At 65.2% G+C, this 20,436-nt stretch carries 19 protein-coding genes and 1 riboswitch; of the genes, 9 read left to right on the forward strand and 10 right to left on the reverse strand.

What is annotated here, in order from left to right:
• Positions 1–14: 14 nt before the first annotated feature.
• Positions 15–1,217, reverse strand: a complete 1,203-nt coding sequence (gene metX / locus UP06_RS20850) for a homoserine O-acetyltransferase MetX (protein ID WP_045005348.1) — start codon at positions 1,215–1,217, stop codon at positions 15–17.
• Positions 1,218–1,310: 93 nt separating this feature from the next.
• A riboswitch (SAM riboswitch) is annotated at positions 1,311–1,390 on the reverse strand.
• A 193-nt stretch (positions 1,391–1,583) separates the two neighbouring features.
• On the opposite strand from metX, the gene UP06_RS20855 reads away from it, so the two are divergent.
• The 3 genes from UP06_RS20855 to UP06_RS20865 are packed head-to-tail and all read left to right on the forward strand — an operon-like array spanning position 1,584 to position 4,502.
• The gene (locus UP06_RS20855; protein WP_045005349.1) at positions 1,584–2,432 is read left to right on the forward strand and encodes a chorismate mutase; all 849 of its coding nucleotides are present in this window, start codon (positions 1,584–1,586) and stop codon (positions 2,430–2,432) included.
• 34 nt (positions 2,433–2,466) lie between these two features.
• Positions 2,467–3,564: a histidinol-phosphate transaminase gene (hisC, locus tag UP06_RS20860; protein ID WP_045005762.1), complete on the forward strand. Its 1,098-nt coding sequence runs from the start codon at positions 2,467–2,469 to the stop codon at positions 3,562–3,564.
• On the forward strand, positions 3,561–4,502 hold the full coding sequence (locus UP06_RS20865; RefSeq protein WP_045005351.1) for a prephenate/arogenate dehydrogenase family protein: 942 nt from the start codon (positions 3,561–3,563) through the stop codon (positions 4,500–4,502). Before hisC ends, UP06_RS20865 begins: the two co-directional genes overlap by 4 nt.
• On the opposite strand, the gene UP06_RS20870 is transcribed toward UP06_RS20865, so the two are convergent.
• The 4 genes from UP06_RS20870 to UP06_RS20885 form a co-directional block, all read right to left on the reverse strand.
• On the reverse strand, positions 4,499–4,942 hold the full coding sequence (locus UP06_RS20870) for a hypothetical protein (RefSeq protein ID WP_045005353.1): 444 nt from the start codon (positions 4,940–4,942) through the stop codon (positions 4,499–4,501). The genes UP06_RS20865 and UP06_RS20870 overlap by 4 nt on opposite strands.
• A gap of 17 nt (positions 4,943–4,959) precedes the next feature.
• Positions 4,960–6,531 carry a hypothetical protein gene (locus UP06_RS20875; RefSeq protein WP_197087335.1) on the reverse strand — a complete coding sequence of 524 codons (1,572 nt, stop codon included), beginning with the start codon at positions 6,529–6,531 and terminating at the stop codon, positions 4,960–4,962.
• A gap of 280 nt (positions 6,532–6,811) precedes the next feature.
• Entirely contained in the window at positions 6,812–7,033 is a 222-nt protein-coding gene (locus tag UP06_RS20880; protein ID WP_045005355.1) for a hypothetical protein, read from the reverse strand.
• 167 nt (positions 7,034–7,200) lie between these two features.
• Positions 7,201–8,385 (reverse strand): DUF2125 domain-containing protein, encoded by a 1,185-nt coding sequence (locus UP06_RS20885; RefSeq protein ID WP_045005357.1) that lies wholly within the window; start codon positions 8,383–8,385, stop codon positions 7,201–7,203.
• A gap of 110 nt (positions 8,386–8,495) precedes the next feature.
• Between UP06_RS20885 and UP06_RS20890 the strand changes: the two genes are divergently transcribed.
• The gene (locus UP06_RS20890) at positions 8,496–9,101 is read left to right on the forward strand and encodes a gamma-glutamylcyclotransferase (protein WP_045005766.1); all 606 of its coding nucleotides are present in this window, start codon (positions 8,496–8,498) and stop codon (positions 9,099–9,101) included.
• Here UP06_RS20890 and UP06_RS20895 read toward each other — a convergent pair.
• The 4 genes from UP06_RS20895 to ftsE all read right to left on the reverse strand — a co-directional run bounded on the left by UP06_RS20895 (position 9,098) and on the right by ftsE (position 12,459).
• On the reverse strand, positions 9,098–9,871 hold the full coding sequence (locus tag UP06_RS20895; RefSeq protein WP_045005767.1) for a lysophospholipid acyltransferase family protein: 774 nt from the start codon (positions 9,869–9,871) through the stop codon (positions 9,098–9,100). The two genes, UP06_RS20890 and UP06_RS20895, sit on opposite strands and share 4 nt — an antisense overlap.
• 23 nt (positions 9,872–9,894) lie before the next feature.
• Positions 9,895–10,599 (reverse strand): YdcF family protein, encoded by a 705-nt coding sequence (locus UP06_RS20900; RefSeq protein ID WP_045005359.1) that lies wholly within the window; start codon positions 10,597–10,599, stop codon positions 9,895–9,897.
• A 239-nt stretch (positions 10,600–10,838) separates the two neighbouring features.
• Entirely contained in the window at positions 10,839–11,807 is a 969-nt protein-coding gene (locus tag UP06_RS20905) for a cell division protein FtsX (RefSeq protein WP_045005360.1), read from the reverse strand.
• Positions 11,800–12,459, reverse strand: a complete 660-nt coding sequence (gene ftsE / locus UP06_RS20910) for a cell division ATP-binding protein FtsE (RefSeq protein ID WP_045005362.1) — start codon at positions 12,457–12,459, stop codon at positions 11,800–11,802. Before ftsE ends, UP06_RS20905 begins: the two co-directional genes overlap by 8 nt.
• A gap of 181 nt (positions 12,460–12,640) precedes the next feature.
• Here ftsE and UP06_RS20915 point away from each other — a divergent pair, with 181 nt between their 5' ends.
• The gene (locus UP06_RS20915) at positions 12,641–13,531 is read left to right on the forward strand and encodes an MJ0042-type zinc finger domain-containing protein (protein WP_045005768.1); all 891 of its coding nucleotides are present in this window, start codon (positions 12,641–12,643) and stop codon (positions 13,529–13,531) included.
• 48 nt (positions 13,532–13,579) lie between these two features.
• Positions 13,580–13,954 (forward strand): response regulator, encoded by a 375-nt coding sequence (locus UP06_RS20920; RefSeq protein ID WP_045005364.1) that lies wholly within the window; start codon positions 13,580–13,582, stop codon positions 13,952–13,954.
• A 212-nt stretch (positions 13,955–14,166) separates the two neighbouring features.
• On the opposite strand, the gene UP06_RS20925 is transcribed toward UP06_RS20920, so the two are convergent.
• Positions 14,167–16,836: a TIGR02302 family protein gene (locus UP06_RS20925; RefSeq protein WP_045005366.1), complete on the reverse strand. Its 2,670-nt coding sequence runs from the start codon at positions 16,834–16,836 to the stop codon at positions 14,167–14,169.
• Between the two features lie 181 nt (positions 16,837–17,017).
• Here UP06_RS20925 and UP06_RS20930 point away from each other — a divergent pair, with 181 nt between their 5' ends.
• The 3 genes from UP06_RS20930 to UP06_RS20940 all read left to right on the forward strand — a co-directional run bounded on the left by UP06_RS20930 (position 17,018) and on the right by UP06_RS20940 (position 20,408).
• Positions 17,018–17,401: a carboxymuconolactone decarboxylase family protein gene (locus UP06_RS20930; protein WP_045005367.1), complete on the forward strand. Its 384-nt coding sequence runs from the start codon at positions 17,018–17,020 to the stop codon at positions 17,399–17,401.
• A 201-nt stretch (positions 17,402–17,602) separates the two neighbouring features.
• The gene (locus tag UP06_RS20935) at positions 17,603–18,511 is read left to right on the forward strand and encodes an NAD(P)-dependent oxidoreductase (protein WP_045005369.1); all 909 of its coding nucleotides are present in this window, start codon (positions 17,603–17,605) and stop codon (positions 18,509–18,511) included.
• A 151-nt stretch (positions 18,512–18,662) separates the two neighbouring features.
• Entirely contained in the window at positions 18,663–20,408 is a 1,746-nt protein-coding gene (locus UP06_RS20940; RefSeq protein ID WP_045005370.1) for a tannase/feruloyl esterase family alpha/beta hydrolase, read from the forward strand.
• Positions 20,409–20,436 lie beyond the last annotated feature (28 nt).

The raw sequence follows: 20,436 nt of genomic DNA on the forward strand, positions 1-20,436 counted from the left end.
GCTAGCCGTCCTTGTTAGCCATTCTTGCCAGTGAGCCCGCGCGCCTTGCCTGCCGATTGCAGGAAGGCGCGGGAGATATCGAGGAATTCGGGCACGTCGAGCAGGAAGGCATCGTGGCCGCGATCGGTCTCGATCTCGGCAAACGACACCCGCGCGCTCGACGCATTCAGCGCATGCACCAGCGCGCGCGATTCCGAGGTCGGGAACAGCCAGTCGCTGGTGAAGGAGACCACGCAGAAGCGGGTCTGGATGCCCGCGAACGCCTTTGCCAGCACGCCGCCATGATCGCCGGCGATGTCAAAATAATCCATCGCGCGGGTCAGATAGAGATAGGAATTGGCATCGAAGCGCTCGACGAAAGACGAGCCCTGGTAGCGCAGATAGCTCTCGACCTGGAAGTCGGCGTCGAACGAGAAGGTCGGCAGCTCGCGATCCTGCATGCGCCGTCCGAACTTGCGATGCAGCGCCGCGTCCGAAAGATAGGTGATGTGCGCGGCCATGCGCGCCACGGCGAGGCCGCGATGCGGATGGAGGCCATGGTCGGCGTAACCGCCATTGTGCCAGTCGGGATCGGCCATCACGGCCTGGCGACCCAACTCGTGGAATGCGATGTTCTGCGCCGAGTGCCGCGTCGAGCAGGCAATCGCGAGCGCGGAGAACACGCGCTGCGGATAGGCCGCGGTCCATTGCAGCACCTGCATGCCGCCCATCGAGCCGCCGACGACTGCAAACAGCGTGTCGATGCCGAGCCGGTCGATCAGCATCGCCTGCGCGCGGACCATGTCGGGGATGGTGATGACTGGGAAATCGAGGCCCCACACCTTGCCGGTCGCCGGATTGATCGAGGCAGGTCCGGTCGAGCCCATGCAGCCGCCAATGACGTTGGCGCAGATCACGAAGTACTGGCTCGGATCGAGCGGTCGGCCCGCGCCGACCAAAGTTTCCCACCAGCCGGGCTTGCCGGTGACGGGGTGCACATTGGCGACGTGCTGGTCGCCGGTCAGCGCATGACAGATCAGGATCGCGTTCGAGCGATCGGCATTGAGTTCGCCGTAGGTCTGGTAGGCGATCTGGAACGGCGAGAGATCGATGCCGCAATCGAGCCGCAGCGGCTGATCGGCGCCGAAATGCGCGACGAGCGAGCTCGGATGATCTACCTCATGCGACCGTTCATCGGCACTGATCGCGGGACTGGGAATCGACTTGACGCCAACCATCTCTGACCATCGTCCTCGTTTGCGATCGGACTTCAGATCGCCACTGACATCAGGCCATAAAAAACCCGGCCTGAACGATAGGTTCGGCCGGGATCGAAAGCGTCCCCGGCCTGTTTAGCGATTTTTTTAACGTGGCTGCAAGCCGGCCGGCTCAAATGACCACGGAACGGGCAAAATCTACTGGCTCGGACGGTTTTCGTCAAGTCACGGTCCGGATGAGCCAAATTCACCCCTCCGCCGTCGGCGAAAAAGGCCCTCATTTCTCTTTGCTTTCGCGGCCCATCCTGCCTAATCAGAGCCTCAACCGCAGCGGATCCGGCGCTTGCTGATCCGCATTGGACCACCTCTCAACAGCGCCTCACAGATATGTCCCAACGTCCGCCCGCGCCACCATCGTTGCAGGAACTGCGCAAGGAGATCGACGCGATCGACGAGGGCATGCATCGCCTGCTGATGCAACGCGGCGACATCATCGACCGCCTGATCCAGGTGAAGCAGACCCAGGAGATCGGCTCCGCGTTCCGTCCGGCGCGCGAGGCCGACATGATGCGCCATATCGTCCAGCGCCATCGCGGCATCCTGCCGCTCGACACGGTCGAGAGCATCTGGCGCGTCATCATCGCGACCTTCACCTACGTCCAGGCGCCATTCTCGGTGCATGCCGACATCGCGGTGAGCGAGCCTGCAATGCGCGATTCCGTCCGCTTCCATTTCGGCTTCACCGTGCCCTACGTCGCGCATTTCAGCGCGCAGGCCGCGGTCGAGGCGGTGGCGAAATCCAAGGGCGATCTGGCGCTGGTCTCGGCGACCTCCAGCCACACGCCGTGGTGGCTGGAGCTGGAGGAGGAAGGCGCGCCAAAAATCATCGCGCGGCTGCCTTTCGTCGAGCGCGCCGACCATCCGGCCGCACTGCCTGTGTTCGCGATCTCGCGCGTCGCCGACAGCGCCCTGGTGACGGAGGTCGAGACCTTCAGCGTGCGCGTCTCGGGGTGGAACGCCGAGGTCGCGCGGGCGCTGTCGCCGCTCGCCGAGATCGTGGCGGTGCCCGATACCGCCTTCGATGGCGCGGCGCTGCTGGTCTCGGTCACAGCCGCGAGCAGCATCGACAAGATCAAGGCTGCCCTGATCGAAGCGGGGGCCTCGGTGCGCTCCACGGCCCTCGTCGGCAGCCACGCAACGCGCTATACGGTGCCCCCGACCGGGTCGAAATCGTAAATCGCGAACCGCTTAAGCCCATCCGGAGTTGAAGATGTCCCGCCCCGTGCCGAATCCCGGCATTCTCGATATTGCGCCCTACACGCCCGGCAAGAGCCCGGTCGCTGAGCCGGGCCGCAAGGTGTTCAAGCTCTCGGCCAACGAGACCCCGTTCGGCCCCTCGCCGAAGGCGATCGAGGCGTTCAAGAACGTGGCGACGCATCTGGAAGACTATCCGGAAGGCACCTCGCGCGTGCTGCGCGAAGCGATCGGCCGCAGCTTCGGGCTCGATCCCAACCGCATCATCTGCGGCGCCGGCTCGGACGAGATCCTCAATCTGCTCGCCCACACCTATCTCAGCTACGGCGACGAGGCGATCTCCACCACCCACGGCTTCCTGGTCTATCCGATCGCAACCATGGCGGTCGGTGCCAAGAACGTGGTCGCGCAGGAGACGAACCTCACCTGCGACGTCGACGCCATCCTGAAAGCGGTGACGCCGAAGACAAAACTGGTCTGGCTCGCCAACCCCAACAATCCGACCGGCACCTATATCCCGTTCGACGAGGTCAAGCGCCTGCGCGCCGGCCTGCCGTCGCACGTGCTGCTGGTGCTCGATGCCGCCTATTGCGACTACGTTTCTCGCAACGACTATGAGATGGGGATCGAGCTGGTCGCCACCACCGAGAACACGGTGGTGACGCACACCTTCTCCAAGATCCACGGCCTCGCGGCACTGCGCATCGGCTGGATGTTCGGTCCCGAACACGTCATCGACGCGGTCAACCGCATCCGTGGCCCCTTCAACGTGTCGACGCCGGCGATGTATGCCGCGGTTGCCGCGATCGAGGACACCGCGCACCAGGCGATGTCGAAGCAGTTCACCGAGACCTGGCGCAATTGGCTCTCCGAGGAAATCACCAAGCTCGGGCTCAAGGTGACGCCGGGCGTCGCCAATTTTGTCCTGATCCACTTCCCGACCGACAAGGGCAAGACCTCGGATGACGCCGACGCTTACCTCACCAAGCGCGGCCTGGTGCTGCGCGGGCTGAAGAATTACGGCCTGCATCATGCGCTGCGCATGACCATCGGCACCGAGGAGGCCAACCGCCTCGTGGTCGAGGCCTTGCGTGACTTCGTGGCCGGCAAATGAGCGTCACACCGCATTTCCAGCGCGTCGCGTTGATCGGCTTCGGCCTGATCGGCGGCTCGATTGCGCGCGCAGCGAAGCTCCAGGGCCTGGCCGGCGAGATCGTCACCACCGCGCGTTCAGAAAAGACGCGTGCGCGGGTGCTCGAGCTCGGCATCGTCGACCATGTCGTCGCGACCAACGCGGAAGCGGTGAAGGATGCCGATCTCGTCATCCTCTGCATTCCCGTCGGCGCCTGCGGGCCGGTGGCGCAGGAGATTGCGGCACATCTCAAGCCCGGCGCGATCATCTCCGACGTCGGCTCGGTCAAGGGCGCTGTTGTCAGGGACATGGCGCCGCATCTGCCGCAGGGCATTCATTTTGTTCCCGCACACCCCGTTGCGGGCACCGAGCATTCGGGCCCGGATTCCGGTTTCGCTGAGCTCTTCATCAACCGCTGGTGCATCCTCACCCCGCCCGAAGGCGTTGAGGCGGCTGCCACCGATCGCCTGCGCGCGTTCTGGGCCGCGATGGGCGCCAAGGTCGAGGTGATGACGCCGGATCATCATGATCTCGTGCTCGCGATCACCAGCCATTTGCCGCATCTGATCGCCTACACCATCGTCGGCACCGCCGACGAGTTGCAGCAGGTGACGGAGTCCGAAGTCATCAAGTTCTCCGCCGGCGGCTTCCGCGACTTCACCCGCATCGCAGCCTCCGATCCGACGATGTGGCGCGACGTCTTCCTCGCCAACAAGGAGGCCGTGCTGGAGATGCTCGGCACCTTCACTGAGGATCTCGCAAAACTCACCCGCGCCATCCGCCGCGGCGACGGCGAGGCGCTGTTCGACCATTTCACCCGCACCCGCGCGATCCGTCGCGGCATCGTCGAGATCGGCCAGGATTCGGCTGCGCCCGATTTCGGCCGGCCGCATGCGCAGCTCGGCAAGAAGCCGGACTAGCGGCGATCTTCCATCTTGGCGATGCGGAGGCGGCCAACGAGGCCGGCGCCGATCTGTAGGCACACGCCGAGTGCCCAGGTGATGCCGAACAAGAGATTTCCGCTGGGATCAGAGGTTTCGTCGAACACGAACGCATAGAGTGCGAGCAGGCCGGCTCCGGCCGCGAGGAACGTGCCGGTCGCGCTGGCAAGACCGATCGCGGCGGATTGGTGCGCGGGCTTCGCCCGAAGCTGGGGCCAACGCGGGATATCGATCCCGAGATAGGCGCCGGTCATTCCGAGCACGATCAGCAGGGCGGTGAATTCGACCGTGTCGAACCAGGGGAGTTCGACCCGCATCAACAATGCGGCGACGAAGGTGGCGCCGACCGCGCCCGTCATCGCCAGGCCAAGCCGGGCGACGACGTGCGCGAGCCGAAGGATCAGAAGGCCGTCAGACAACTGTCCCTCTCGGAAGACTAGAACGGGTAGTAGCGGATCTGCGTCATGACGATGTTGTCGTCGGTCCTGGGCGCGCCGCCGACACCGTCGAAGGCGATACGCTGCGTGTAGGAGTACTGCACGCCGGCTTTGAGCGTGCCGTAATTGCCCTGGTAGATGGTGTCGTAGACGCCGGCGGTGATCTGCCGGACTTCTTTCGTGTTGCCGTTGCAGCTCGCGGCCGGCGTGTTCTCGGTGAAGCAGCCGGTGTTGTTGTAGAGCGGGTTGCCGTAGCCGAACGGAACGGTCCCGGCATTGGCGAAGTTGGCTTTGGCTTTTTCCAGCCCCGCATAGCTGTAAACATCGAGGCTCGGCGTGGCGTGCCAGATCAGGCCGACCGCGGCCGCCGTGATGGTCAGCGGAAGCATCGTGCCGTCCTGCGCCACCGCCGCATCGGGGAACGGCGTCGCCGTGAAGCGTCCGAGCACACCGTGCGCGCCGTAGAGCTGAAGATCGAGCGTCTTCGGGATCAGCTCGGCAAAGACGTGGCCGCCGAAACTGCCGGTGTCGTAGCTGTGGTTGGCGCCGTTGAAGCGATCGAACAGCTGGCGATAGAGCGCCCAGGCTTCGACATGCAGCTTGTAGGGTCCGAGCCGCGGATCCCATGCCGCCTTGACGGTGACGTCAGGCACCTGGTTCAAGCTGACATTGTTGAGGTTGTTGAAGAAGCTGCCGCCCGGCCCGGTCAGATTGACCTGAAGGTTCGGGTTGAGCACGCCCTGCGGACCCACCGCAGGCGTGCCGACCGTCGGCACGTTGCCGCCGAAGAAGGCGGTCTGCGGATTTTCGACCGACGCGGCCAGCTTGAACTCGGGTCCGATGTCCTGCCAGACGCGAATGCCGGGTTGCCGTGCTGCGAGGAATCCCGGAACGGATTCGAAGTCGATCACGCCGGGCGCATCGACGCCGCGGGGATCGATGCCCGATTTGGTCGGCGCGTTCAGCGACCAGGATTGTCCGGCGAGAAAGTGCAGACCAAGATCGGTGCGGTCGAGCTCGAGACTGAGCTGCCGCATCCGCGGGTTGAAGGAGTTGGTCGCAACCGAGCTCGCCGTCTGCGCCGCGCCTTCGAAGTCGATTTCGCCGTAGCCGGCCAGATGCGTATCAGGATCGACATTGCCTTCGGCAAGCACCGAGAACCTGCTCTGGCGCGCGGAGAAGCGCGTCTCCGGGACATAGAAATTGTGGGCCTGCTGATAGGGGATGGCATTGAACACCGAGCCGGTGTCGGAGGCGATGTTGCGCGAACGGTAGATGCCAGTGAGATCGACCCAGCCGCCGAATGTCAGCGTGATACCCTTGTAGCAGACCTTGCCGCCCGCACATGCCTCGACGGGCAGCGCCTTGTAGGTCCCCGGCATCGGCATGACTTTGGCCTGCACCGCTTCGACCTGGCGCGTCTTACGCGCCTCCGAATCCACCTTTTGCTGAAGCTCCTTCAGCTTGGCCTTCAGCGCCTGGATTTCGGTTGAGACATTGTCGTCGGCACGCGCCTGTCCCGAACAGGCAGCGAGTAGTCCCAGCATCAGTCCGTAATTGATGATCCGCACGTAAGCCTCCCTCCACTGGGAAAGCAGGTGCTGATAGTTGCGCCCCCGGCGCGTGCACGCTTCCCTGGTGTGGAATGACTTGAATGAGGCTGCTGTTATTCTCGGCCGCGCGCATCTTCTGCATCACGTTTTCCTGACGATCCTGTTCGGAATATTTTCGCTGGCTGGCCGATCCGCACGCGCGCGATTGTCCCGCATGCCTTCGGCAGCGCGCATTGGGCCCGGCCGGGACATGACCGGGCCCAACTCCGCGATGCGCAACGTCTCAAGGGGGCGGCTTCTATTTGCCCTTGGTCGTGCGGATCACCGTGGGACGCGGTGATTTCGCGGAGGGCACGAACGCCATCGTATCGCGCGTTGCGGGGCTCGCGAGGTTGCGGTCGCCGTTCGGATACTGGGCTTCGAACGCAGCCGGCTCCTGCGACTGCCACTGCGCGAGCGCGGGGGTCGCGAGTGCGGTCGAGATGGCGATGGCGGCAACGAACAGCTTGGACTTCGTCATGGGGCTCTCTCCTGCCTGGGCGGGCCGCCTCATCGTGCGGCCGTACATGGAGAGAGAGCGGACTTTGCGGCTCCGCATTCCCGATGCGCAATCACGATCCGGCGAAGAGTCCGCGAGTCAGCTCGTAGCCCGGATGGAGCGCAGCGCAATCCGGGCTACGGGAGCTGCTAATACAGCGGCGGAATCTGACCGACATTGACGGGGCCGAGCATCACGGCGCCGTCGACGAACTTGAGCGGAAAGCTGCGCGCCTTCTTGCCCTCGAGCGTGCTCTCGGTGCCGATCGAATTGATGCCGGCGGCGACGCCGGCATTGGCGTTCTGCTTGATCACCTTGCCGAGACCGGGAACGGCGCGGTCGAGCGCGCCGAAGAGATTGTTGAGGTCCTTTGACTTCACGCCCGGCGCGACTCGATCGAGCGTTGCCTGCGGCACGCCTTCTTCCAGCATCTTCTCGATGCCGAGCGCCGGGATCACGCGCTCGAGGCCGGTCACCGTCATCTGCAATTCGCCATCGAGTCGGCCATTGGCCGAAAGGCCGAGCGTGCCGGCCGCGACCGCGATCATCTCGCCCTGCTGGATCCGCGACTGCACGATCTCGATATGGCCACCGGCCGCCTGGATCTCGCGGAAGCGCTGCGGCCACGGCTTCGGCGTGAGATCGGAGAGCCCGGTGATCTTGGCGCGCGTGTCGGCCTCGAACGGCTCGGCGAGCAGCGGATGCACGCCCTGGATACTGCCCTGCGCGATCTGGAGCACGGTCTCGATGATGGGATGATCGGACGGCGATCCATCCGCGAGGCGCCCATGCAGCTCGACCTGTTTTGCGCGCGCGAGCGGCACCTGCACGCCACCATCGAGTCGGTTGATGGTGGGATCTTCGAACACGATGGAGGCGCGGTCCGGGATCGCCGGCAGGCCGACCACACTGCTGCGGCCCTTGCTCCAGTTCACCACGAAGGTGTTTTGCGTGACACCGTCGGTGAGCGTTGCCGGTGCCGAGAATTCGGCGATGACATGCTTGGGATCATAGACCTGGGCGACGACCAGGATGTTGTCGAGCTTGGCCGTGAACGGCGTCTTGCTCGCATTCTGCGAGACCAGGGCGACGCTGGCGCCGGAACACTGGACCTCGAAGCGGAACGGGAAGCCCGCGATCGAGCGCTTGGCGCAGTCATAGATGCGACCGGATTTGGCCTCCTGCGCGCGCCAGGCGTCAGCCGCCACTTCGGCCTGCGAGGCGGCATAGAACCAGAAGCCGCTCCAGGCGACGGCGAGGATCAGGAGGAGGACGGGAGCGATGAACAGCCCCCAACGGGAGCGCCGGCCTGCGGCAACGGTCATATCGGACATGCGGCGACCCTTTGACCCCAGATGATGGCAAATGTAAGCGAGGCTGGCCTCGGACGATAGGCGGAGAATTCGCTTCGCTTGGGGGCGCTGTTCTGGTAGCCGTGCCCGAAATGTCGGAAATCACCCTCCCCTCCGTCACGTCAGCCAAGGGCGACCTCTGGGTGTTCGGCTACGGCTCGCTTATCTGGCGGCCGGGCTTCGCATTCGAGGAACGCGTGCAGGCGCGGCTGGTCGGCGAGCACCGCGCGCTCTGCGTCTATTCCTTCGTGCACCGCGGCACACCGGAGCAGCCGGGCCTGGTGCTCGGGCTCGACCGCGGCGGCGCCTGCCGCGGCATTGCCTTCCGCGTCGCCGAGAAGAACCGCGCCGACGTCGTCGCCTATTTGCGGGCGCGCGAGCAGGTCACCTCGGTCTATCGCGAGGTGATGCGCTCGGTGTGGCTGGAGAACGATGCGCGTGAGCGCGTCTCCGCGCTCGCCTATGTCGTCGACCGCGGCCATGTGCAATATGCCGGGCGGCTGTCGCTCACCGAGCAGCACCGCCACGTGCTCCAGGGCCACGGCCAATCCGGTGCCAACCGCGACTATGTGACGGCGACCGTGAAGGCGATCGAGGCCGAAGGTTTTCGCGACGCGCAATTGCATCAGCTCGCGACGATGCTGCATGGCGATGCGCATTCCCTGCGCGCGCCGGCGCCGACTGACGAGAATCGCTAGCCGCCAGAGCGTGCGTAGCTCGGCGCGGAGCCGATCAAACGCTCCTGCTCCTTCCGCCCTGCTTCGACGATGCGGCCGGTCGCGCCCTCGATCTCAGCGCGCACGCGCGTGATGTAGGCGTCCTTCGGAAGGCCCGGCGGCAGCGGATCGAGGAATTCCACCACCAGCGTTCCCGGATAGCGCATGAAGGTGCGGCGCGGCCAGAACAGACCGGAGTTGAGCGCGACCGGCAGGCATTGTACGCCGCAAGCCGAATAGATCTGGGCAAAGCCTGTCTTGTAGTCCGGCGCCGCACCGGCCGGGCGGCGCGTGCCTTCCGGGAAGATCACGAGCTGGCGGCCGCTGCGCACTGCCGCGCGCGCCCGCCGTGTCATGTCCAGCAACGCCTTCACGCCGGCGCCGCGGTCGATCGAGATCATGCCGATCTTGACCAGGAACTGGCCGAAGACGGGAATGTGCATGAGCTGGCGCTTGAGGATGAAGATCGGGTGATCGAAAAACGGCATCAGCGCGAAGGTTTCCCAGAACGACTGGTGCTTCGCGACCACCACCAGAGGACCCGACGGAATCTTCTCGACGCCGCGGAATTCCACCTTGATGTTGCAGATCACGCGCATCAGGAACACGCTGGCCTTCGCCCACCATCCCGCGACCGCCAGCAAGGCGCGCGGCGGCATGGCGAAAGTCGGCAGCGCCACGATCGCGAGGCACACCAGCACGGCGTAGAACAGCACGTTGAAGACCAGCGAGCGCAGGAAAATCAGAAACATCGACGATCCGATCAATTTGCCGATCAATTGGCCTGTGCGGTGGTGGGCCGCTTCGATTGCAGGCCCGCAGGCTGCTCCGATACTTCGGGCGAAAGGTCAATCCCGAAATCCTCCAGCCGCACCCTGAGCTCGGCGGCGATGTACTTGACATATTCCGACAGCAACAGCCGCAGCGTGGAGGCCGAGGTCCACCACGGCTCATCGCGCCATTTGTCGCCGACCACCGCGAACGGGACCAGCACCGTCTCCGGCATCGCGTGCGAGAACTCCACCAGCGCGCGCGGCATGTGATAGTTCGAGGTCACCACGATCAGCGATTTGAAGCCGCGCCCCTCGGCCCAGCGCCGCGCCTCAGCCGCGTTGCCGCGGGTCGAGAGCGCGGTGCGGTCGAGATCGACGCAGCAGGTCATGAAGGACTGGTTCTCCGGCAAGGTCCGGGAGATGTCGCTTGCCGTCGAGGTCGGATGCACGCCCGAGATCAGCAGCCGCTTGCCGTAGCCGGCCGCCAACAGCTCCATCGCGTCCGACACCCGCGAGGAGCCGCCGGTCAGGACCACGATGCCGTCCGCCTTGCGCTCCGGCGCGATCTCGGCGCCGCGCAATTGCGCCAGGAACGCGACGAAGCCCGCCGCCGCGCCGACGAAAACGAACGCGACCGTCGACACGACAGTCGCGCGCAGCCAGCCGCGCGGCAGGTTCGGCGATTGATCGTCGGTCGGCGAGGTCATGCGATGTCGGTGATCCCTTCCCCGGGTGATTTTAAGACGTTTTGAGGCGAAGTGGAGTCCGGTTTATCGGGCTTCTTCCCCTCTCCCCTTGTGGGAGAGGGTGGCTCGCTGCGACAGCAGCGAGACGGGCGAGGGGTATGTCTCCGCGAATTCGCCTCGACGTTCGTATGCGCGGAGAAAACCCCTCATCCGGCGCTTCGCGCCACCTTCTCCCACAAGGGGAGAAGGAAGAAACCATCTCAATCAACATCATTCAGCGTCGCGAACAACGTCTGGCGCGAGGCGACTGCGGTGATCGCGCCGATCAGCACGGCCTGCACCGCGAGCACGACGTATCCCGACGGCCGCAGCGAGAAGGTGCCGAGCAGGGCCGCGAACTGGTCGCCGACCGGGGTGCCCGAAAACCAGCCGGCGATCGACTCGGAGAAGCCGAACAGCAGCATGGCGACGCCGCCGCCAATCACGCCGCCTTCGAGGCCGAGCCTGAGGAAATGCCGCAGGAAGCGGTTGGCGATGTAGCGGTCGCCGGCGCCGACGAAATGCAGGACCTCGACGATCGGCCGGTTCGCCGCCATGGCGCCGCGGGTTGCGAACGAGACCGAGATGATGGTCGCGACAATGACGAGCGCGAGGATGCCGATGCCGGCGAGCACGGTGGCATTGGTCATCGAGCGCATGCGTTCGATCCAGGCACGGTGATCGTCGACGCTGGCGCTTGGCGCAACCTGCGTCACACGGGCGCGCAAGGCGCCGAGATCGAGCGCCGTGCCAGGCTGCACGCGGGCGATGATCATGCGCGGCACCGGCAAATCGTCCATCGAGAGCCCGGTGCCGAGCCAGGGCTCGAGCAGCTTGCCGCTCTCGTCCTTGGTGAAGGGCTTGACCTCGACGATGCCCGCTTGCGCGCGCATCGCTTCGGTGACGGCGACGGTGTCGCGCTCGATGTCGCGCCCGGATTGCGGGCGGACCTGGATGGTGATTTCGCTCGCGACGTCCGACTGCCATTCCGCGGCGGAGGCGCTGACCAGCAGCACCGTGCCCGTCGTCATCGAGGCGAGGAAGGTCATGATGGCGACGACGGCGACCAGCGCGCGGCCGTGGATCGAGGCGCGCGGCACGATCGGCGACATGTTGCGCGCCCTGGCCGGAAGCTGCGGACGCTCCTGTCCGAGATCGACCAGCACGCCGCGCTCGTCGGGCCTACTCATAGACGTGCAATCGTCCCTGGTGCAGCACGAAGCGGCGCGCCTCGTACTGGTCCATCAGCGCGATGTCGTGGGTCGCGATGATGACGGCAGTGCCGGACTTGTTGAGCTCGATGAAGAGCCGCAGCAATCTTCGCCCGAGCGTGGGATCGACGCTGCCGGTCGGCTCGTCCGCGAGCAGCAGTTGCGGCCGCGAGATCACCGCGCGCGCGATCGCCGCGCGCTGCTTCTCGCCGCCGGACAGGATCGGCGGCAGCGCATCCATGCGCTCGCCGAGGCCGACCCAGCGCAGGAGGTCGATGACCTCCTTGCGATAGCTCGACTCGCTGCGGCCCATGACCCGGAACGGCAGCGCCACGTTCTCATAGGTCGTCATGTGGTCGAGCAGGCGGAAATCCTGGAGCACGATGCCGATGCGCTTGCGCAAGTCCGCGATCTCATCCTTGCCGAGCTGCGAGATGTCGTGACCGAACAGATTGACGAGGCCGCGCGTCGGCCGGTGCGACAGGAACAACAGGCGCAGCAATGACGTCTTGCCGGCGCCGGAGGGGCCGGTGAGGAACTGGAAGGAATGCGGCGGGATCTGGAAACTGAGGTCGCGCAGGATCTCCGGCCCCAGGCCGTAACGCAATCCAACATTTTCGAACCGAACCAAGCTCAGCTCCGTTCGAGGGGGGACGCGGCGCGCGGCCAGCGAGGGTTTCGCCGCATGCGATCAAGGGGTTGTGCGACCGTTATGGTTTCCGGTTCGTTAACGGTCGCCTTGTAGCATCCAGGCCGCCCGGTTCTGCGCGATTGGGTCATCGCCAAGATTCTCCATGCATCAAGGCTCGTCCATGCATATCGTCTGCCCCCATTGTACGACATCCTACGCCATCAAGCTTGCGAGCCTTGGGGCTAACGGGCGGACCGTCCGCTGCTCCCGCTGCAAGGAGACCTGGATGGCGCATCCCGAGGATGCCATCGAGGAGGCGGCCGTGCCGGCCATGGCCTCGGCCAGCCAGGCCGACGACCAGGCCGATCTCGCCGAGCAGTGGAACTCCTACGCCAAGGACGACAGCACGGCGGAGACCCCCGAGGTCGAGAGCCCCTCGATCGCCAGCGACTGGCCCACCGAGGATGCCCAGCAGACCGAAGACGCGACCGAGGATGATTGGTCGGCGGCGGCCCGTTCTGCCGAGGACGACAGCATAGGCGTGCCGCACCAATCCTGGTTCCGTGGCCTATTCCCCCGTCGCGGCGCACGGGTCAGCCGTCCGGCGGCCACCACGGCGCGGCGAAAATCCCATGTCGGCCTGCCGACCGCCTGCGCCGCCATGGGTGCGCTGGTGCTGGCTCTGGTGATCTGGCGCAGCGACATGGTGCGACTGCTGCCGCAGACGGCAGCCTTCTACAAGATGGTCGGGTTTGATGTGAACCTGCGCGGCCTGGCCTTCAAGGACGTCAAACTCTCGAGCGAGACCGTGGACGGTAAGCAGGTGCTGGTGATCGAGGGTGTGATCGTCGGCCAGGGCAAGAAGCCGCTCGATATCCCGCGGCTGCGTTTTGCGGTGCGCGACGCGCAAGGCGCGGAGATCTACGCCTGGAATTCGGTGCTGGAGCAGACCGTGCTGCAACCCGGTGAGCGCGCCTTCTTCAGGTCGCGCCTGGCGTCGCCGCCGCCGGAAGGCCGCAATATCGACGTTCGCTTCTTCAACCGACGCGACATTGCCGGCGGCAGCGTATAATCGACCCCGCCGGGTCCCGCGCGGGAGATTGGTCCCAAGGTTCGTCTCATGCCAAAAATCTTGATCGCCGATGACGAGGATTCGATGCGCCAATTGGTGGCGCGCGCCATCGCCATGGACGGCCACGAGACCGTCACCGCGCAGGACGGCACCGAGGCGCTGGAGATCCTGACCCGCGAGGACGGCGCGTTCGATCTGTTGCTCACCGACATCCAGATGCCGGTGATGGACGGCATCGCGCTGGCGCTCTCCGTCGCGCGCGATTTTCCCGACCTGACCATTTTGCTGATGACCGGTTATGCCGACCAGCGCGAGCGCGCGTCGAATTTAAACGCGCTGGTGCATGACGTCGTGACAAAGCCGTTCTCGGTGGCGGATATCCGCACGGCGGTTGCGGATGCGCTGGCGGCGAAGAAGGGGTAGCGGCGGAGAGAGCTCTCTCAGCAGTCTGCTGGAGCAGTACGAGCCGGCCCCACAAAAACGGTGTCGTCCCGGCGAAGGCCGGGACCCATACCGCGTGATCTATCTATTAGCGATCGGTAGCAGTACCGGATGACGAGTCTTCGCCAAACATCTCCCTGGGGTTATGGGTCCCGGCCTGCGCCGGGACGACGTTGGGGAGACAGCCTGGCCTCTCAAAAATCCTTCAGCAGCCGCTCGATATAGTCGAGCTCGATCTGCGGGCGCGAGGGGTCGCCGAGGCGGCGGCGGAGCTCTTCGAGGATGCGGCGAACGCGCTGGACGTCGATCTCGCCGGGGATCTTGACCGTGTAATCGTCGCCGAATTCGCGACCGTGCAGCGGACGGCCGAGCGGGTCGGTCTGGTTGCCGCCGCTCTGCTGGCGGCCAGCGCGGTTGCCGGGACCATCGCCCTGGCCGTCGCCGTCGCCCTGCTGCATCGCCTCGGCCATCTTCTGCGCGCCCTTGCGCATCGCATCCAGCGCCTTGCCCTGGGAGTCCACGGCGCCATCGGCATTGCCTTCGCCGAGCTTGCCGCCGGCATCGCCCATGGCGCCGTCGGCGGCGTCGAGCCCGCCATCATCGTCGCCCTGGTCGGCGTCCTGATCGCCGTTCTGGCCGGGCTGTCCCTGGTCGCCTTGCTGACCCTGCTGGCCCTTCTGTCCTTGCTGACCTTTCTGGCCCTTCTGCGCGAGACCGCGCTTGGCCATCTCATCCTGGAGCTTCTTCAAGCGGTCGCGCAACGACTGCTGATCCTGCTGGAGATCGGACATCGACTGGTCGCCCTGCTGCTTGCCGCGTTGGCGGTCGCGCCGGGAGTCCTGGCCCTGCTTGTAGGTCTTGTCGCGCAATTGCTGCTGCTTGCGGATCATGTCGCCGAGCTCGTTGAGCGCCTGCTCCATGTCGCTCTCGCCGGACTGGCCCGGCTGCGCCATCTGAAGGCCCTCCAGCATCTGCTGGAGCTGGTCGAGCAGCTGCTTGGCCGCATCCTTGTCGCCGGAGCGTGACAGGCGCTCCATGCGATCGATCATGTTCTGGAGGTCCTGCTGGCGCAGGATCTTGGTGTTGGGATCAAGCGGACGGGCGAGCTGCTGGCCATCCTTGTTGTTGCGGAACTGCTCGGCGAGCTGGCGCATGAAATTGTCCAGCGCCGCCCGCAGATCCTGCGTGAGCTTCTTGATCTCCTCGTCGCTGGCGCCGCGCTCCAGCGCCTGCTTCAGCGCGTCCTGGGCCGCCCGCAGCGCCTTCTCGACGTCGGAGATGTTGCCGTCCTCGATCGTCACCGCAAGCGCCCACAGGCTCGCCACGACCTCGCGCATGGCGTCGTCGGTGCGCGCCGCCTCGAGCTGCCGCGCGACGTTGTAGAGGCCGAGATACTGGCCGGTCTCCTGTGTGAACAGCTCAGGCGCGATCATCAGTGCGTCGAGCGCGGTGTAGACGTCGGAATTCTTGTTGGCGTCGAGCGCGAGGATGCGGCGCTGCTCGATCAGGGCGCGCGCCAACGGCTTGGTGAAGAGCCGCTCGGGCAGCCGCATGTTGAACGGCTCGCTCTTGGCCTCGTTACCGGCCTCGTCCTTGGCGGTGAGCGTCAGTGTAATATCGGCGCCGGCATAGGGATCCTCGCTGAGATCCTTCACCGTCTGGCCGACGCCGTTGCGGGTGCGCGCGTTCGGCAGCACCAGTGGAAACTGCGGCGGCTGGAACAGCGGTCGCGCGGCGGTCTTCACGTCGGAGGTCTTGGTGTCGGAGGTCTTGGTGTCGGAGGTCTTGGTGTCGCCGTCCTTGCTGGCGTCTTTTGCGTCGCCGGAACGCGGAGCAATTTGCGCCTCGGCGCCGGTGACGCCGTAATCGTCCTCGATCTTGTAGACGAGCTGGAGCGCGCCGCGCGCCTGGCGCTCCGGATCCTTGGCGAGCGCAATCGTCGGCGGACGGTCCGGCGTCGCCGCGAACGCCCATTGCGGCTGGCCTGAGGGCGCGCGGACATGGGCGGTGCCGTCGCCGGTGATGGTGAAATGCTTCTCGTTGGTACCCTTGGGCGTGGCTTCCGCGGGCGCGACTTCCTTGAGGCCGCCGGAGACGGCGACATCGAGGCTGCCACCGGAGGATCGCACGATCAGGGTCGAGCCGGCGGGAACGGCGAGCGGGCCGGCGGCCGGCAACGCTGTGGCTTCCTTGTTGGCGGCAGACAGGATGACCGGCGGCTTTCCGGTGTAGAGCGGCGGCGTGACCCAGGCATCGACGCGAACGTTCGTGGGCGCCAGCACGCCGTTCCAGTCGAAGGCGGCGCCCAGCCGCATCGCGCGCTCGTCGCCGGCGGCGAAGAAGGTCGCGACCAGCATCACCATGACCAGCGCGCGCAACGCCCAGGGGTCATGCAAGGCGAGCCGCGGCTGCGGCAGTCCGGCGCGGATGCGCTTGAGCGAGGCCAGCGTGCGTTCGCGCTGGGCCTGCCACAGCGCTTTCGCCACCGGGTCCTGTGAGGTCAGCGTATCCGTGAGCGTGGTGGCCGGACGATGACGGATGCCCGAGCCGCGGTCGAGCCGGGCGAGCGCCTCCTCGCGGGCAGGCCAGCGAAAGCGAATCAGCGGGAAAAGGGCGGCCGCAGCGATGCCAGCGAAAACGACGAGACCGATGGCGCGGACGATTGAGGGGAGTGCCAGCCAGAGACCGGCCCAGGACACCACCAGAAACAGGCCGACGACGGTCAGAACACGCGCCAGATTCGGCCAGGCACGCTCCCATGCGATGGCATAGATGGCCCGGTCTAGGGCCTGCGCCAGCTTCAGCCGCGACAGAGCGTCGCCATCGCGGATCGGGTCTGACGGGTCGGGGGTGCCGCCGTTCAATCAACTCTCCAGGTTACCCGGGCGAGCAAACCGTATCACAACGGCAGCACTGAGGCATCCGTTCCTGTACGGGACATCCCCCTTTTCCCGCATAACACGAGGACGTGACTGCTCCGGCTCAACCCCGTAGTTTCCGCGGCGTCATTCCCAAGGGAAATGCAAGGGAAGTAGAGGAAACGCCATGGACAAGAAGATGCACGACAAGGGCCTGGAAGTCCGCAAAGCGGTGCTGGGCGAAGCCTATGTCAACAACGCGCTGAAGAACGTCGACGATTTCAACCGTCCGTTCCAGGAGATGCTCAACGAATATTGCTGGGGCACGGTGTGGGGCCGCGAGGAACTGCCGCGCAAGACCCGCAGCATGCTCAACATCGCGATGATCGCGATTCTCAACCGGCAGCACGAGTTTCGCGCGCATCTGAAGGGCGCGCTGACCAATGGCGTCACCCGCGACGAAATCCGCGAGATCCTGATGCAGGTCGCGATCTATGGCGGCATGCCGGCGGCAGTCGACAGTTTTCGGATAGCGCGCGAGGTTTTTGCGGAGCTCGATGGGAAGGCGTGAGAGCGCAAGCCCTCTCCACGTCGTCCCGGCGAAGGCCGGGACCCATAACCACCGTCGGATGTGGCTATGGGGACTCGGAGTTACCGCCCTCACACAACGACTCCCCCCCTGGGGTTATGGGTCCCGGCCTTCGCCGGGACGACAGTGGGGGTGGTGCGTAGCTCAACTCCAAACAACGAATAAACAAAACAAGGAAACACCATGGACATCGGATTCATCGGCCTCGGAAACATGGGTTTCCCGATGGCGCGGCGGCTGGTCGAGGCGGGGCATAAGCTTGTCGTGTTCGATACGCGCAAGGAGGTCGTCGACAAGCTTGTCGCGCGCGGCGCTAGTGCGGCGACGTCACCGAAGCACGTTGCCGATCAGGTCGAGACCGTGATGGCGAGCCTGCCGTCGCTTCAGGCCTCGCTCGCGGTCGCGACGGGGCCGAACGGCGTGATCGAAGGGAGCCGGGCAAAACGCTTCATCGATCTCTCCACCGTCGGCTCGGCGATGGCGGCGAAGATTCACGGCCTGCTGGCCAGGCGCAACATCGTGCAGATCGACTGCCCCGTCTCCGGCGGCGTCGGCGGCGCCGAGAAGGGCACGCTGGCGGTGATGGTGTCGGGGCCGAAGGCGGAGTTCGAGCTGCTGAAGCCTGCGCTCGACGTGATCGGAAAAGTGTTCTTCATCGGCGAAAAGCCGGGCGCGGCGCAGACCATGAAGCTCGCCAACAATTTCCTGTCGGCCACCGCGATGGTGGCAACGTCGGAAGCCGTGGTGATGGGCGTCAAGGCCGGGCTCGATCCCGCCGTGATGATCGATGTCATCAATTCCGGCTCCGGCATGAACACCGCGAGCCGCGACAAGTTTCCGCGCTCGGTGCTGCCGCGGACGTTCGACTTCGGCTTCGCGACGGGACTGATGGTGAAGGATGTGCGGCTGGCGCTGGAGGAGATGAAGCAGCTCGGCCTGTCGATGGAGGTCGCCGATGCAGTCGGGCGGCTGTGGGAGACCGTGATCAGTGCGGAAGGCGCCGAGTCCGATTTCACTGCTGCGATCAAGCCGATCGAGAAGAAGGCGGGAGTCATTGTCGGCGGCACGCCAGGTGGACTTGCCGGGAAGTAGCATCAGCGCTCAGCCTCCCCTCACAACCGCGGCGTGAATTTCGTCGATCGCTCGCAAAAGCGCCGGATCGCAACGCAACATCCTTGAGTTGTGATCGCACTCGGCTATCCTGTCCGCTCTACAAGCCTGCAAAAAAATCAGGGAGGACAGAATGAAGCGTCATCGACACTTACTTGTCGGTGCGACCATGGCCCTGTTTGCCTGTGTCGCGATCAGCAGCTCGCCCGCCATGGCGACGGCGTGCACCAATCTTCGATCCTTGCAACTCCAGCACACGGTGATCAATTCGGCGGACGACAACACCACCGGCACCTTTGTCCCACCTGGCGCGAGCCCGATCATCGGCCTTCCCGCCTTCTGCCGCGTCACCGCAACCCTGATCCCCAGCTCGGATTCCAGCATCAAGATCGAAGTCTGGCTGCCGGAGAGCACGTGGAACGGCAGGTTCCTTGGCACCGGCGGCGGCGGCTTCCAGGGCACGATCACCTACAATGAGCTCGCCAGCGGCATCCAGGCCGGCTTCGCCGCGACCAACAGCGATCTCGGCACGGGGTCATCGGGATGCAACCCGTTGTTCTGCGGCTCGGCCGGCAACATGGGCAATCCGCTCGCCATCGAGTTCGGCGATCCAACGGCGCCGTCGACGGGCCTGTTCGGGCATCCCGAGCGGATCAAGGATTTCGGCTATCGGGCGATCCATCTGATGACCGAGCGGGGCAAGGAGATCGTCAACGCGTATTACGGGCATCGATCGCAACGGGCCTATTTCGCCGGCTGCTCCACCGGCGGCCAGAACGCCCTGATGGAGGCGCAGCGCTTCCCCAACGACTATGACGGCATCCTTGCGGGCGCAGCCGCCTTCAACCGGACTCACCTGCACATGGCAGGGCTCTACGGCTGGCAGAACACGCATGCGAGTCCGGGCCGGTTCATCCAGGCCGGCCAGATGACGCTGATCAACCAGGCCGTGCTCAAGCAATGCGTCGGCCAGGACGGCGGCGCCAGCACCGATCAGTTCCTGACCGATCCGCGCGATTGTCATTTCGATCCGAAGGTCCTGCTCTGCAAAGGCAGTAACGCGCCGCCCGCCTGCCTGACAGCCGATCAGGTCACGACCATGCAGAGGTACTACGCCGGCACGATCGACCCGGTGAACGGACAGCTCATCAATCCGGGCTCCGAACGCGGCAATGAGACCGACGATATCCTCGCGCTCGGCCTCGCCCTCCAGGAGCGATTTCCCGAACCGGCCTTCGACGGCCTGTTCTACTGGGTGTTCGGCCCGAGTTTCGGCTACCCCGCAAGCGCAACCAATTTTGCCAATTTCGATTTCCACCGCGACGTTGACAAGGTGGATGATCAGCTTGCGGCGGTGCTCAACGCGACCAGCACCGATCTCAGCGAGTTCAGGGGACACGGCGGCAAGCTGCTGATGTACCACGGCTGGGCCGACCCGCTGATCCCGTCACAGAGCAGCATCAACTACTTCCTTGCGCTGGCAGGGAATGAAGGCCCAGGATTCCAGCAAGGGTTCCAACCGGTCGGCTTCTTCGATCATGGCAACGGCAGCCCGGCGCTGCGACGGACCCAGAGCTATGCTCGGCTGTTCATGGTGCCCGGAATGTATCACTGCTCGGGCGGGCCCGGTCCCAACACGTTCGATGCGCTCACACCGCTCGTCAAATGGGTCGAGGCCGGGGTCGCGCCGGACACGATCCTCGCCACGAAGTTCGTGGCCGATACGCCGCCTGCGGTTCAGATGACCCGGCCGCTCTGCGTCTTCCCCAAGGTCGCAAAGTACAACGGCGGCGGCAGCACCAGCATTGCGACGAACTTCACCTGCGTCACCGACGAGAACGATTTTAATCAGAAGCCCGCTCCGAAATACGGGCCGTGACAGGCACGCACGTCGGCGAGCTTAGGCT

It is taken from the genome of Bradyrhizobium sp. LTSP857 (assembly GCF_000938285.1).
GTDB lineage: Bacteria > Pseudomonadota > Alphaproteobacteria > Rhizobiales > Xanthobacteraceae > Bradyrhizobium.

What these genes read in the sequence shown, in the direction of transcription:
- UP06_RS20895 (WP_045005767.1), bottom strand. Translation starts at nt 9,871, where the DNA reads ATGTTTCTGATTTTCCTGCGCTCGCTGGTCTTCAACGTGCTGTTCTAC.
- UP06_RS20885 (WP_045005357.1), bottom strand. Translation starts at nt 8,385, where the DNA reads ATGTCCGATATGACCGTTGCCGCAGGCCGGCGCTCCCGTTGGGGGCTG.
- UP06_RS20900 (WP_045005359.1), bottom strand. Translation starts at nt 10,599, where the DNA reads ATGACCTCGCCGACCGACGATCAATCGCCGAACCTGCCGCGCGGCTGG.
- UP06_RS20905 (WP_045005360.1), bottom strand. Translation starts at nt 11,807, where the DNA reads ATGAGTAGGCCCGACGAGCGCGGCGTGCTGGTCGATCTCGGACAGGAG.
- UP06_RS20920 (WP_045005364.1), top strand. Translation starts at nt 13,580, where the DNA reads ATGCCAAAAATCTTGATCGCCGATGACGAGGATTCGATGCGCCAATTG.
- UP06_RS20930 (WP_045005367.1), top strand. Translation starts at nt 17,018, where the DNA reads ATGGACAAGAAGATGCACGACAAGGGCCTGGAAGTCCGCAAAGCGGTG.
- UP06_RS20940 (WP_045005370.1), top strand. Translation starts at nt 18,663, where the DNA reads ATGAAGCGTCATCGACACTTACTTGTCGGTGCGACCATGGCCCTGTTT.
- hisC (WP_045005762.1), top strand. Translation starts at nt 2,467, where the DNA reads ATGTCCCGCCCCGTGCCGAATCCCGGCATTCTCGATATTGCGCCCTAC.
- UP06_RS20915 (WP_045005768.1), top strand. Translation starts at nt 12,641, where the DNA reads ATGCATATCGTCTGCCCCCATTGTACGACATCCTACGCCATCAAGCTT.
- metX (WP_045005348.1), bottom strand. Translation starts at nt 1,217, where the DNA reads ATGGTTGGCGTCAAGTCGATTCCCAGTCCCGCGATCAGTGCCGATGAA.
- UP06_RS20865 (WP_045005351.1), top strand. Translation starts at nt 3,561, where the DNA reads ATGAGCGTCACACCGCATTTCCAGCGCGTCGCGTTGATCGGCTTCGGC.
- UP06_RS20890 (WP_045005766.1), top strand. Translation starts at nt 8,496, where the DNA reads ATGTCGGAAATCACCCTCCCCTCCGTCACGTCAGCCAAGGGCGACCTC.
- UP06_RS20880 (WP_045005355.1), bottom strand. Translation starts at nt 7,033, where the DNA reads ATGACGAAGTCCAAGCTGTTCGTTGCCGCCATCGCCATCTCGACCGCA.
- UP06_RS20855 (WP_045005349.1), top strand. Translation starts at nt 1,584, where the DNA reads ATGTCCCAACGTCCGCCCGCGCCACCATCGTTGCAGGAACTGCGCAAG.
- UP06_RS20935 (WP_045005369.1), top strand. Translation starts at nt 17,603, where the DNA reads ATGGACATCGGATTCATCGGCCTCGGAAACATGGGTTTCCCGATGGCG.